We start from the raw sequence: 13,121 nt of genomic DNA, 5'->3' as shown, positions 1-13,121 counted from the left end.
TATAGTGATAACTTGACTGTCTAATTCCGAATTGCAACTAAGTATAAAACTGCGATTAAGCAATTTTAATTTCTTTTTTAGGAAGTGCTTTAGAAGCTGCTTTTTTAGGCACACTCAATTTTAGAATGCCATCATCATAGCGCGCATCAATTTTTTCTCCCGAAACAGTATTTGGAAGTGAAAAAGATCTTGAAAAGGAATTGTATGAAAATTCTTTGCGGCTATACGATTCCGTTTCCTCATTTTCTTCGTGTTCTTTTTCGGCACTGATGGTTAAAACGTCTTGATCGACATCAATTTTAAAATCTTTTTTGGTAAAACCTGGTGCAGCAAATTCAATATTGAATTCTTTTTTGTTTTCTTTAATATTTACCGCAGGAAGGGTCTGGTTAAACCCATTTTCAGGTAGATTGTTGTTAAAAAAACGTTCGATGTCAAAAACATCATTGAAACCAAAAGGCATGATTCCAGAATTTGATTTAAGTAGTGTCATAATGATTAATTTTAATTGTTACACAATAATGTTATTTAGTTTGGTAAAGTTATTTCTAAATAAATTATTTTGTGTTACATAATTTTTTGAAAAAATTACATAATTCATTGATTATCATTAATCCTTTTTGGTTTTTCAGTTCTTTTTTAGGGAGTTATAGGATATAGTACATAAATAAAGGAAAGGAATTTTTTGGTTCAAAAATCTACCACTCATTAACCTTATTGGCATCCATTTTTAAGAAAATAAACAGTAATATAGTGAAACCCCAAAGTCCGGAGCCCCCATAAGAAAAGAAGGGCAACGGAATCCCTACTGTAGGAAAGATACCCAATACCATGGCAATGTTCACAAAGAAGTGAATAAATAATATTCCGGCAACACAGTAGCCATAAACCCTACTGAATTTAGTTTTTTGCCTTTCGGCTAAATAAATAATTCGAAGTACTAGGGCAACGAACATTCCAATAACAATTAACGAACCTAGAAAACCCCATTCTTCTCCAACTGTGGTAAAGATGTAGTCAGTATGTTGTTCGGGTACGAAACCACCTTTAGTTTGGGTGCCTTCTAAGTATCCTTTGCCTATCCATCCTCCAGAGCCAATAGCAATTTCCGATTGGTGGATGTTATATCCAATTCCTTTCATGTCGACTTGCTTTCCTAAAAGGATATTGAAACGGTCTCTATGGTGTTGTTTAAAAACATTATTAAAAACAAAACTTACCGAAAAGGAAAATATGGCAACAAGTACCAATATTATACCACTTGCAATAACATTTCGGTCAATTAAACGGCTTCTGAAATAATTAATTACTAATACCAATGCTGCAATTCCTATAACTATATAAGGATTGTTGGTAACAAGCATTAATATAAATAAAATTATAGCCGAAAATCCAGTAAATAAGTACCATCCTGGTAGGCCTTCGCGATATAATACTACTAAGAAAATAGAATAAATTAAGGCACTACCAGGATCGTGAATTCCTATTAATAATACCGGGAAAAAGACAATAGCTAAGGCAATAATTTGATCTTTTACTATTTTAAGGTTGACTTGAACATCCGACAGGTATTTTGCTAAGGCTAATGCTGTGGCTGCTTTTGCGAATTCGGAAGGTTGAATTCCGAAAGAACCAAACGAATACCAATTGGCTTGCCCTTTAACGGATTTTCCAAAAATAAATAATCCAGCAATTGATAATACCGAAATAGTGTAAATTACCGAGGCATATTTTTCGTAAAATTTTCCTTCTACAAATAGTATCACTAATATTAATGGAAAGGTTAATGCTATGTATAGCATTTGTTTTCCATAAAATTGCGATAAATCAAAAATAGAACCATCGCCAGTTACCGATGATAACGAGGAGGAGTATATGTTAAGCCAACCCATTATTACTAAGGTAATAAAGAGGACTACACTTATCCAGTCAATGTGGTTCGTTATACTCTGATTTCTCATTATACTTTTTTCTTAATCGTGTCTAATATTTTTACACTTTTAGGTTTGCCCAAAATAGAATCGTTTTCACGTTTCGATTTGGCAATACTATCTTTCACTTTAGTATTAAGTATTGCAATACTATCTTGGTGTTTTCTAGGATACAGTTTGCTGTATTGGTCTTTCAAACTTCCTTCTAACATTCGTTTTTCAAAATCCACTTTGGTGATTTTTCTTCTCAAATATTTTTCAATCATTAAAGTAGTAATTGGCCCAGCCCAACGTTTTCCCCAATACCCATTTTCTACAAATACTGCTATGGCAATTTTTGGATTGTCTTTAGGTGCAAATGCTACGAAAATAGAGTGATCTTGAAGTTTAACCCGCTTTCCATTTACTTTTAAATAATTTTCAGCGGTACCAGTTTTACCACATATATCAATTCCTGCAACCCCTAATCCAAAAGCAGTTCCTTTATTATATACATCAAACATTCCATTAATAACTGGCTCAAAATGTTTTCTAGCAATTGAGGTAACGTGTTTGGTTCTGAATTTTTTATCTAATAGTTCCCCCTTGATTTTTTTTGCAATATGAGGGGTGTAATAATAACCTCGGTTGGCAACGGTTGCCATCATATTAGCTAATTGAATGGGCGTCATTAAAACCTCTCCCTGCCCAATAGCATTGGAAACAATAGTTTTACTATCCCAGTGCCATCCTGGATATAATCTTTTGTAGGTTTTAGAGGTAGGTATTTTTCCTCGTTTTCCAATAGGTAAGTCACAACCCATAAAATCACCAAGTCCAAAACTCTTTAAGTGATTACTCCAAACATCAACCGCATAGGAAGGACTATTGTACTTATTTATAGTCTTCATGTATATATTTGAAAAATAAGTATTACAAGATTCATAAATACCATTGTGCAGCTGCATCCCTCCGCCATGGCAGTGGCATTTCATGAAACGTCCTCTAGCATAACTAAATCCGTGATGACAGAAAAAAGTTGTTTGTTCATCAATAACTCCTTCTTGAAGTGCCACTAAAGCAGTTAGAATTTTGAATGGTGACCCAGGAGGGTATTCGGCCAATAGCCCTCTGTCGTACAATGGTTTTGCAATAGAATCGTTATGTAATAAAGTGTAATTTTTAGACCGTTGTCTCCCTACAAGTAGCGCAGGATCAAAATTTGGAGCACTAACCAAAGCTAATATCTCCCCAGTTTTTGGTTCGATAGCAACAATTCCGCCCCATTTATTTACCATTAACTCCTCTCCATATTTTTGGAGTTCCCCATCAAGAGTTAGCGTAATGTCTTTTCCTTGTTTGGCAACAGTGTCAAATTCACCTTCTTTGTAGGAGCCAATCTCCCGGTTGAATTTATCTTTAAGTAAGTATTTTACTCCTTTTTGGCCTCTTAAGAACGTTTCATAACTTTCTTCTATACCTTGTTTTCCAATTAAATCACCACCCACATAGTAAGGATTTTTCTTTACAATGTTTTCATTTACTTGGGTAATAAAGCCAAATACATTGGCGCCATAATCTACTTGATAATCTCTTAGAGAACGTTTTTGAATATAAAACCCTCCAAATTTTCGAATCTTTTCTTGAAATGCAGCAAATTCTAATTTGTTTAATTGGGCCAGGAAAACCGATGGTAACATAGGGCTAAATACCCTAGCTTTTTTCATTTTTGTAATGAAATATTCTTTGCTGATGTCTAGCAAAGAACAAAATTCAAGAGTGTCTAATTCTTTTACATCCTTCGGAACCACCATAATGTCATAAGATGGTTGGTTTGCAATCAATAGTTTCCCATATCTATCATAAACATAGCCTCTTTCGGGATAATCGTATTGTATTTTTATAGCGTTATTTTCTGATTTTAATTTAAAGGTATCGTCAATAATTTGTAAATAGAAAAGGCGCACCATCAACAAACAAGCGGTGATAATTACTAATAATGGAAGTAATGCTTTTCTCATCGTTTACTTGGCTTGATTAAGTAAATTATTAAGATGCAAATGATTGTTGTAAATAGTGTGCTGACTAGTGTTCTTACAATAATGTTCCAAAAATAATCAAACGTAAAAATTTCTAAAATAAATAAGGTTAGGTGATGAATTACTACGCCTAAAAAAATAAATGAAAAACGTTCTGGGGTAAGTACATCGTTTATTCGAACCGTTTGGTATTCATAACTTAATCCGAAGGAAAATCGAAATAAAGAAGGCCTTAGGTATGCTAATAATACACAAGCAGTAGCGTGAACTCCACCTGAATTACAAAATAAATCCATAGTAATCCCTAATAGAAAACTAGCTGCTAGTAGCCCAAATTTATTCCCATTTACTGGGTATAAAAGGATGAATAATATATAGGGATACGGATTAATATATCCCAAAAAGTTGAAATTATTGAATATAAGAACTTGTGCCACAAGTAGCAAAATAAAACGAGCAATATTAAATAATACGGCACTATTCATTTTTTTCTGTCTTTTTTTCGAGTTTAATAATTTGGTCTCTATCTTTATTTTTTATGATATAAACATGGCCTAAACTAGTCATATCATTAAATAATTTAACGTCGATAGTATAAAAATTGGTTAAGTTATCAATGTAAATTTTATCAATAGTTCCAATATTTATGTTTTCTGGAAATATGGTAGATTGAGCGCCAGTTACAATAGTGTCTCCCTTTTTAACGGAAGCTAATCTAGGAACATCGGTTAATTGAACAAATCCTGTATTTTTACCATTCCAAATTAAAGAACCAATATGATTGGATTTTTTAATTTTGGCATTAATTGGAGATTCTGTATTTAAAATACTCAATACCGTGCTGTAATTAGGAGATACATTTTCAATTACTCCCACAATTCCTAGGCTGTTGATAACACCCATTTCAGGTTGAACTCCTTGTTTAGAACCAGAATCCAATGTTAGGAAATTTACTTGAGAGCTATAAGAGTTTTTGATAACCTTAGCAATAACAATATCAATTTTCTTAACCCCTTTTATCGAATCTAAATTTGGGATTTTAGTGCTGTCTTTGATGTTGAAAAGCAAGCTTTTTAAACGTGCATTTTCTTTAGCTAATTCTTCGTTTTGGATTTTTAAATTGAAATATCCTTCAATATTACTAGTCATTTTGTAGGCTCCTCCAGTGAAAAAATTTGCAGAACTAATAATTTTACTTCTATGATACGAATGGGATTGAACAGTTAGTAATAAGGCTATTACCATAAGCAGCAAAAACAGCATACGATAGCTGTTTTTAAATACAAAATTAAATATTTGCTGCATAGTTTTTAAAAATTTAAAATCTCAAATTCCAAATCCCAAACAAACAGTATCGTTCTAGTTTTGGAATTTGGATTTTCTAAATTTGGAATTTATTTTATAAGGATGCTTCTAAATTTTGGTATGTTTTTCAATGCCATTCCTGTCCCTCTTACAACTGCTTTCAACGGATCTTCAGCAATATAAACCGGTAGGTCTGTTTTTAATGAAATACGCTTGTCTAATCCGCGTAACATAGATCCACCACCGGCTAAATAAATACCCGTGTTGTAAATATCAGCAGCTAATTCTGGAGGAGTTTGTGATAAGGTTTCCATCACTGCATCTTCAATACGTTGGATAGATTTGTCTAGTGCTTTTGCAATTTCTCTAAAAGAAACTTCTACTTGTTTTGGTTTACCGGTAAGTAAATCTCTACCTTGAACCGACATATCGTCTGGAGGAGAATCTAAAGTATCGGTAGCAGCACCTACTTGAATTTTAATTTTTTCAGCAGTAGTTTCTCCAACAAATAAATTGTGTTGGGTACGCATATAATAAATAATATCGTTGGTAAAAACATCCCCAGCAATTTTAACCGATTTATCACATACAATTCCGCCAAGAGCGATAACTGCAATTTCGGTAGTACCACCACCAATATCTACAATCATGTTTCCTTTAGGTTGCATAATATCAATTCCAATTCCAATAGCAGCAGCCATTGGCTCATGAATTAAGTAAACTTCTTTACCGTTTACACGCTCACAAGATTCTTTTACTGCACGCATTTCCACTTCAGTAATTCCAGAAGGAATACAAACTACCATACGCAAAGCAGGAGTAAACATTCGTTTCTTTAAGGCAGGAATACTTTTAATAAACATGCTAATCATCTTTTCCGAAGCATCGAAATCGGCAATAACACCATCTTTTAATGGTCGTATGGTTTTAATGTTTTCATGGGTTTTACCTTGCATCATGTTGGCTTCTTTACCAACAGCAATGATTTTCCCAGATACTCTATCTCTTGCAACAATAGAGGGGCTATCAATTACAACTTTGTCGTTGTGAATGATTAGTGTGTTAGCGGTACCAAGGTCAATTGCTATATCCTCGGTCATGAAATCAAAAAATCCCATATTATATAAATGGTGTTTAGTTCGTTATATTTTTTATCAGCTTACAAAAATAATAAAATTAATGTTTAAAATGACGTGTTCCTGTAAATACCATTGCCACTTTATTTTCATTGCAATAATTAATGCTCAATTCATCTTTAATAGAGCCACCTGGCTGAATAACAGCGGTAATTCCTGCATTATGCGCAATCTCTACACAATCTGGAAACGGAAAGAAAGCATCGCTTGCCATAACTGCTCCGTGCAAATCAAACCCAAAAGTTTCTGCTTTTTCAATGGCTTGTTTCAAAGCATCTACTCTAGAAGTTTGTCCCGTTCCAGAAGCAATCAAGGTATTGTTTTTTGCAAAAACAATAGTATTTGATTTGGTGTTTTTACAAATTTTGGATGCAAACAATAAATCCTCTACTTCTTGACTAGTTGGCGCAGTAAGCGTAACCGTTTTCAAATCCTTTGCAGCATCTGTAATGTTGTTTTTATCTTGAACCAAAACTCCATTTAGGCAAGTTCTCACTTGACGTTGAGGTAAAGGTACATCATTTATAGTCAAAATGATTCGGTTCTTTTTTTCTTGTAGAATATTTAACGCCTCGGCATCATAACTAGGTGCAATAACTACTTCACAAAACAGTGAATTAATTTCGGTTGCTGTAGCAGCATCAATTTTTCCGTTGGCCATTAACACCCCTCCAAAAGCCGAAGTTGGGTCGCAAGCTAAAGCCGCAACATATGCCTCTTTCATGGTTTTTCTAGTTGCCAATCCGCATGCATTATTGTGTTTCAAAATAGCAAAAGTAGGCTCGCTATCTTTAAATTCTGCTGTCAAATTCACCGCAGCATCCACATCTAATAAATTGTTATACGACAATTCTTTTCCGTGTAATTTGGTAAACATCGCATCAAAATCGCCAAAGAAAAATCCTTTTTGGTGTGGATTTTCCCCATAACGAAGAACCTGCCCGTGCGACATACTTTCTTTGTAATACGTATCTTCGGTATTGAAATAATTAAAAATTGCAGTATCGTAATTAGACGAAACATGAAATGCTCTTGTTGCCAAATATTTTCGTTGTTCCAAAGTCGTAGCGCCGTTTCCTTCGGTAATCATTCCTAAAAATAATTCATATTCTTCAACCGATGGCACGATTACGGTGTCTTTAAAATTCTTAGCCGCAGCACGAATTAACGAAATACCACCAATGTCAATTTTTTCAATTGCATCGGCTTCACTTGCTCCCGAAGCCACCGTTTTTTCAAACGGATACAAATCTACAATCACCAAATCAATTTGCGGAATATTAAATTCCTTCATTTGTTCCACATCCGTAGGGTTATCTTGACGGTTCAAAATACCACCAAAAACTTTTGGATGTAACGTTTTAACACGACCGCCCAAAATAGAAGGGTAGGAGGTAACGTCCTCTACAGGAACCACAGGAATTCCTAGGTTTTTAATAAAATCTTCGGTTCCTCCGGTAGAATAAATAGTTGCATTTTGTTTGTGAAGTTGTCTCACAATTGGCTCTAAACCAGTTTTGTCAAAAACCGAAATAAGAGCAGATTGAATCGTTTTTGTAGTGCTCATCGTGTTGTGTTGTTAAGCACGCAAAAGTAGTTCATTGCGAGGTACTAAGCAATCGCAATTTTAAATTATTTTCGAAATAATTTGAAGCGAAACTTTAGGCATTTTTGTATACGTCATTCCCGCCATTCGTTGCAATCTGCCATTGCGAGGTTCTCCTCCATTCCAATGCCACCATATCCTTATCGCAATGTCAGGATTTTCACTTCTGTCGGGGCTACACGGTTTTTGTCTTTTGTATAGTTTTTCATTTCAATACCACTTTCATAAATTCGGAAAATTTAATTTTACACACTATTTTTTGTAACAAATCCAACATTCTATTTACTAATATCTTAAATTTGACCTAGAAAAAAATCCACTATGCTTGTTTACCTTCGTTTACTAAAAGAAAGTTTCGGTTTTGCTATGAATGCCTTGCGAAACAATAAGTTGCGTACTTTGCTTTCATTGCTTGGAGTGACAATTGGTATATTTTCAATTATTGCGGTACTTGCTGCAGTAGATTCTTTAGATAGAAAAATCAAAAAAGATTTAAGCAGTTTAGATAAAAACACTATTTATTTGTTCAAAGGTTCCTTTGGCCCCTCCTCAATTCCAAGATGGAAAAGAGACCAATTTCCTCAAGTAAAATATACCGAATACGAATATTTAAAAAATGCTTTGCCCGAAGCGCAAGAAATGGCATACCAACTTTTTGTGAAAAGTGAAATCATGAAATACGATACCAAATCGGTGAGTAGTGTAAATGTGGTTCCAGTTTCGCACGAATTTATTGATATACAAGGTTTGGAATTTGCCGAAGGTCGTTTCTACAACGAAGCCGAATCCAATTCGGGTGCCGCAGTTTTGGTCATAGGGGATGAATTAGCAAACAGTCTTTTTGAAAATGTAGATCCAATTGGTAAACAAGTCCGCTTGTATGGTCAGCGATTTGTTGTAATCGGTGTGTTAAAAAAACAAGGCGCCGGAATGTTTGGAGATAGCAACGACACCTCTGTTTTTATTCCCGTTAATTTCATGAGAAGAATGTTTGGGGATAATAATGATTCGATGACTCCTGTTATTGTTATCAAACCAGAAAAAGGAATTGACATGGACGCTTTTAAAGCCGAAATATCTCAAAAGTTACGTGCTTTACGGGGAGTTAAAACGGGAGAAATTGATAATTTCTTTATCAATGTTCTTTCGGGTTTCACCGATTTATTAGACGGAATTATTGCCAACATGAATATTGGTGGTTGGATTATTGCTGGATTTTCACTTCTTGTAGGAGGTTTTGGTGTAGCTAATATTATGTTTGTTTCGGTAAAAGAACGCACCAACTTAATAGGAATACAAAAATCTCTCGGCGCCAAAAATAGATTCATCTTGTTTCAATTCTTGTTTGAAGCCGTAATCTTGTGTTTGATTGGTGGTGTAATCGGAATTCTTTTTGTATGGTTAATCGCTATGGGCTTAACTAAATTACTCGATTTTGAGTTTGTACTAAGTTTTAGCAATATTATGCTTGGCTCTGGCTTAGCCATATTAATTGGTTTAATCGCAGGAATCTTGCCTGCAATTTCCGCATCCAAATTAGATCCTGTGGAGGCTATTAGAAGCGGAATGTAATAGAGAGGTACGAGGTTGGAAGTTCGAGGTACGAGGTATAAAATATTAAGGTTTAAATTTTATTCGTTTTTTATCCCAATTTATTTCTTTAGGAAAATAATATTTGTCATTGCCAACAAATTTCAATACGGTATCCTCTTCTTGGGTCGTACGTCGAACAATATAGACATCTCGATCATTTTCATTACATGTATTATTTATCGCTTTCATCATTATATAATAACTATCAAAAGTTAGTGTGTCCAATTGAGAAGCAATATTTATTCTATTTCGTTCTCCTTTTCGAATATTTAATTTTATAAAGTCATCAATACAACCCTTAGGTATTTCAATTATGTTTTCGGGTTTTAAATTTATAAATTCTGGAATTGTGTCATTTATTCTACCAGTGCCACAAATAAAACCATTTATTTTTTCTTGTTGGTAGTAGTATATATTTGTCTTTTTGTCAATAATGAAAATATTATTTCCATAAGAAAAGCCTGCTATAGGAAGAGGAGGGGGAGACGGGTATACAGAATTAGTGTCTCTATTTGCTTTTCTATATTTAAGGATTGGTTTCCAAAATTCAGAAATAATAAATGGCTTCTTTAAATATGCATTGTCATTTGACTTCTTTTTGTTACACCCTATAAAAATTCCGATAATCAATACAATTAGGATTTTTTTCATCTTCTAAAATTTTAATTAAAGATATAAAAAAACACAAAGCAATTACTTTGTGTTTTTTTGTGTCTTTTGTGGTAAAAAAAAAACTATCTAATATTTTGATTCAAAATCAAATCAATATATAGATTGATTTTATCTTTTAACTCTTTTCTTTGAGCAATAAAATCTAAAAATCCATGTTCCAATAAAAATTCCGAAGTTTGGAATCCTTCTGGTAAATCTTTACCTGTAGTATCCCGAACCACGCGAGGTCCTGCAAAAGCAATTAAAGCACCAGGTTCTGCAATATTAATATCACCCAACATTGCATAAGAAGCAGTTGTCCCACCAGTTGTTGGATCGGTACATAAAGAGATGTAAGGAATTTTGGCTTCGGCAAGTTGCGCTAATTTTACAGAAGTTTTTGCTAATTGCATAAGCGAATACGCCGCTTCCATCATACGAGCACCACCCGATTTTGAAATCATTACAAACGGCACCTTATTTTTTATAGAATAATCAATACCACGTGCAATTTTTTCTCCTACTACAGCACCCATAGAACCTCCAATAAAGGCAAAGTCCATACAACAAACTACTAAGTCGTTTCCTTTTGATTTTCCAACGCCAGTTCGAACCGCATCTTTCAATTTGGTTTTGTCCATAACGTCTTTCAACCGGTCAGAATATTTTTTTGTATCTACAAATCCAAGTGGATCTTTAGACGTCATTTTAGCATCCAATTCTTTGAATTCGTTGTTGTCGAACAAAATTTCAAAATATTCTTTACTGCCTATTCTAACATGAAAACCATCCTCAGGACTTACCCAAAGGTTGCGTTCCAACTCATCCGCATCAATAATTTTTCCTGTAGGAGATTTGTACCAAAGTCCTTTAGGTACATCTTTCTTATCTTCGGTTGCAGTAGTAATTCCTTTTTCTGTTCTTTTAAACCAAGCCATAGTTTTGTTTATTGTTTATTGTTAATGGTTCATGGTTTGAAGTTAACAATAAACAACAAACCATAAACTATAAACCTATAAAGTGTTTACATTATTCAAGTCAGCAAAAGCTTGTTCTAATCTTGTGTTGAAAGTAACTTCACCTTCACGTACCCATTTTCTTGGATCGTAGTATTTTTTATTAGGAACATCAGCTCCATCCGGATTTCCAATTTGAGTTCTTAAGTATTCAATATGATTCACCATATAATCGCGAATTCCTTCGGTGAAAGCAAATTGTAAGTCAGTATCAATATTCATTTTGATTACACCATAAGAAATGGCTTCTCTTATTTCCTCTAATGTAGAACCTGAACCTCCGTGGAAAACAAAATCTACTGGATTTGGACCTGTGTTGAATTTATTTTGAACATAATCTTGCGAATTTTTCAAGATTTTCGGAGTTAATTTTACGTTTCCTGGTTTGTAAACACCATGAACGTTTCCAAAAGAAGCTGCAATTGTAAATCTTGGGCTAACTTTTAAAAGTTCTTCATAAGCATAAGAAACTTCCGATGGTTGTGTGTATAATTTGGAACTATCAACGTCTGAATTGTCAACTCCATCTTCTTCACCACCAGTAATTCCTAGTTCGATTTCTAATGTCATACCCATTTTACTCATTCGAGCCAAATAGGTTTTGCAAATTTCGATGTTTTCTTCAATTGGCTCTTCGGATAAATCAATCATATGAGAAGAAAATAATGGTTTCCCAGTTTCTGCAAAATGTTTTTCAGAAGCATCTAGTAAACCATCAATCCAAGGTAAAAGTTTTTTTGCACAGTGGTCGGTATGAAGAATTACGGTTGCGCCATACGCTTCTGCCAAAGTGTGAATATGTTTTGCACCAGCAATTCCACCAGCAATAGCTGCTTTTTCGCCAGCATTCGAAAGTCCTTTTCCAGCATTAAATTGGGCACCACCATTAGAAAACTGAATGATAACTGGGGCGTTTAATTTTGCTGCTGTTTCTAAAACACCATTAATAGTACTTGAACCAGTTACGTTTACTGCAGGAATTGCAAATCCTTTTTCTTTTGCATAAGCAAAAATAGCTTGAACTTCATCTCCAGTGGCAACTCCAGGTTTAATGTTATGTGACATCGTGTAGTTTTTTTTAATTAAGTTTACAAAAGTAATAATTTCTAAAATTAGAAAGGATAATTTATCCCAATATTTACTACTGATTTGGATAAATTTATCTCTTTCATCCATTTTTCGTTCTCTAATTTGGCTGGATTGTAGGTTTTAAAACCAATATCAAATCGAACTACAAATAGTCCTTGGTCGTATCGAATGCCAGTCCCAGTGGCTAATGCGATGGTTTCTATAGATTGAAATCCGTTGAAAGTATAAGCTTCATCGGTTACATTGTCTAAAACATTCCAAATATTACCAGCATCTGCAAAAAGGGCACCATTAAATTTTCCTAGAATGTTAAATCGTAATTCGGCACTCACGGTAATTTTCAAATTGGCTTCATTAAAGTCATTCAGACTGCCACTTCTGCCGGGACCTAAGCTATACGGTTGCCATGCTCTAATGTCGTTGGAACCTCCAGAAAAGTAACTACGAGAAAACGGAATACTTTTTGAATTTCCATAAGGTACGGCCAATCCTGCAAAGCCTCTAATTGCAATTACTTTTTTTCCGGTAAAAGACCAATGCTTTATGTATTCAAATTCGCCTTTTAAGTATTGGGAATATTCTACTTCAAAAAAGGTGTTTGCACCGCCTTGATTGTCTAATTGTTTGGAAGCTCTAGCTATGATAGACAGAAAATTGCCTGCTGATTCAAACTTTGTTTTGTAAGCATGAAAAGAATTATCATATAAATCTTTTTTGGTAGTTTTAGAAAAACTGATGCTTGTTGCAAAAATTAAATTGTTTTCGGTTAATCTTTT

General features: G+C 34.1%; 12 protein-coding genes. 1 reads left to right on the top strand and 11 read right to left on the bottom strand.

Features of this window, described 5'->3' with window-relative positions:
* Nucleotides 1–55: 55 nt before the first annotated feature.
* From ACIQ2J_RS10940 to purH, 7 genes are all read right to left on the bottom strand, one after another.
* A complete protein-coding gene (locus ACIQ2J_RS10940) occupies nt 56–493 on the bottom strand; it encodes an Hsp20/alpha crystallin family protein (RefSeq protein WP_396169652.1) in 438 nt (145 codons plus the stop codon).
* Nucleotides 494–698: 205 nt separating this feature from the next.
* Nucleotides 699–1,961 (bottom strand): rod shape-determining protein RodA, encoded by a 1,263-nt coding sequence (gene rodA, locus ACIQ2J_RS10935; RefSeq protein WP_396169650.1) that lies wholly within the window; start codon nt 1,959–1,961, stop codon nt 699–701.
* Nucleotides 1,961–3,931: a penicillin-binding protein 2 gene (gene mrdA / locus ACIQ2J_RS10930; RefSeq protein WP_396169648.1), complete on the bottom strand. Its 1,971-nt coding sequence runs from the start codon at nt 3,929–3,931 to the stop codon at nt 1,961–1,963. The genes rodA and mrdA overlap by 1 nt, the downstream gene beginning before the upstream one ends.
* The gene (locus ACIQ2J_RS10925) at nt 3,928–4,434 is read right to left on the bottom strand and encodes a rod shape-determining protein MreD (protein ID WP_396169645.1); all 507 of its coding nucleotides are present in this window, start codon (nt 4,432–4,434) and stop codon (nt 3,928–3,930) included. Before ACIQ2J_RS10925 ends, mrdA begins: the two co-directional genes overlap by 4 nt.
* Nucleotides 4,427–5,254, bottom strand: a complete 828-nt coding sequence (gene mreC / locus ACIQ2J_RS10920; protein ID WP_396169643.1) for a rod shape-determining protein MreC — start codon at nt 5,252–5,254, stop codon at nt 4,427–4,429. Before mreC ends, ACIQ2J_RS10925 begins: the two co-directional genes overlap by 8 nt.
* Nucleotides 5,255–5,343: 89 nt before the next feature.
* Nucleotides 5,344–6,372 (bottom strand): rod shape-determining protein, encoded by a 1,029-nt coding sequence (locus tag ACIQ2J_RS10915; protein WP_396169641.1) that lies wholly within the window; start codon nt 6,370–6,372, stop codon nt 5,344–5,346.
* Nucleotides 6,373–6,430: 58 nt separating this feature from the next.
* Nucleotides 6,431–7,957 carry a bifunctional phosphoribosylaminoimidazolecarboxamide formyltransferase/IMP cyclohydrolase gene (gene purH / locus ACIQ2J_RS10910; protein ID WP_396169639.1) on the bottom strand — a complete coding sequence of 509 codons (1,527 nt, stop codon included), beginning with the start codon at nt 7,955–7,957 and terminating at the stop codon, nt 6,431–6,433.
* Between the two features lie 360 nt (nt 7,958–8,317).
* On the opposite strand from purH, the gene ACIQ2J_RS10905 reads away from it, so the two are divergent.
* Nucleotides 8,318–9,568 carry an ABC transporter permease gene (locus ACIQ2J_RS10905; RefSeq protein ID WP_396169637.1) on the top strand — a complete coding sequence of 417 codons (1,251 nt, stop codon included), beginning with the start codon at nt 8,318–8,320 and terminating at the stop codon, nt 9,566–9,568.
* A gap of 45 nt (nt 9,569–9,613) precedes the next feature.
* On the opposite strand, the gene ACIQ2J_RS10900 is transcribed toward ACIQ2J_RS10905, so the two are convergent.
* The 4 genes from ACIQ2J_RS10900 to ACIQ2J_RS10885 form a co-directional block, all read right to left on the bottom strand.
* On the bottom strand, nt 9,614–10,240 hold the full coding sequence (locus tag ACIQ2J_RS10900) for a hypothetical protein (RefSeq protein WP_396169635.1): 627 nt from the start codon (nt 10,238–10,240) through the stop codon (nt 9,614–9,616).
* Between the two features lie 83 nt (nt 10,241–10,323).
* Nucleotides 10,324–11,178 (bottom strand): acetyl-CoA carboxylase, carboxyltransferase subunit beta, encoded by an 855-nt coding sequence (gene accD, locus ACIQ2J_RS10895; RefSeq protein ID WP_396169633.1) that lies wholly within the window; start codon nt 11,176–11,178, stop codon nt 10,324–10,326.
* Nucleotides 11,179–11,253: 75 nt separating this feature from the next.
* Nucleotides 11,254–12,321, bottom strand: coding sequence for a class II fructose-bisphosphate aldolase (gene fbaA / locus ACIQ2J_RS10890; protein ID WP_396169631.1), 1,068 nt, complete (start codon nt 12,319–12,321; stop codon nt 11,254–11,256).
* A gap of 47 nt (nt 12,322–12,368) precedes the next feature.
* A partial coding sequence (locus ACIQ2J_RS10885; RefSeq protein WP_396169629.1) for a BamA/TamA family outer membrane protein occupies nt 12,369–13,121 on the bottom strand: 753 nt, incomplete at its 5' end.

Origin of the sequence: Flavobacterium sp. (assembly GCF_044357305.1) — a bacterium.
Taxonomy (GTDB): domain Bacteria; phylum Bacteroidota; class Bacteroidia; order Flavobacteriales; family Flavobacteriaceae; genus Flavobacterium.
The sequence above is the reverse complement of the archived record's forward strand: the minus strand, read 5'-3'. Positions and strand labels throughout refer to the sequence as shown.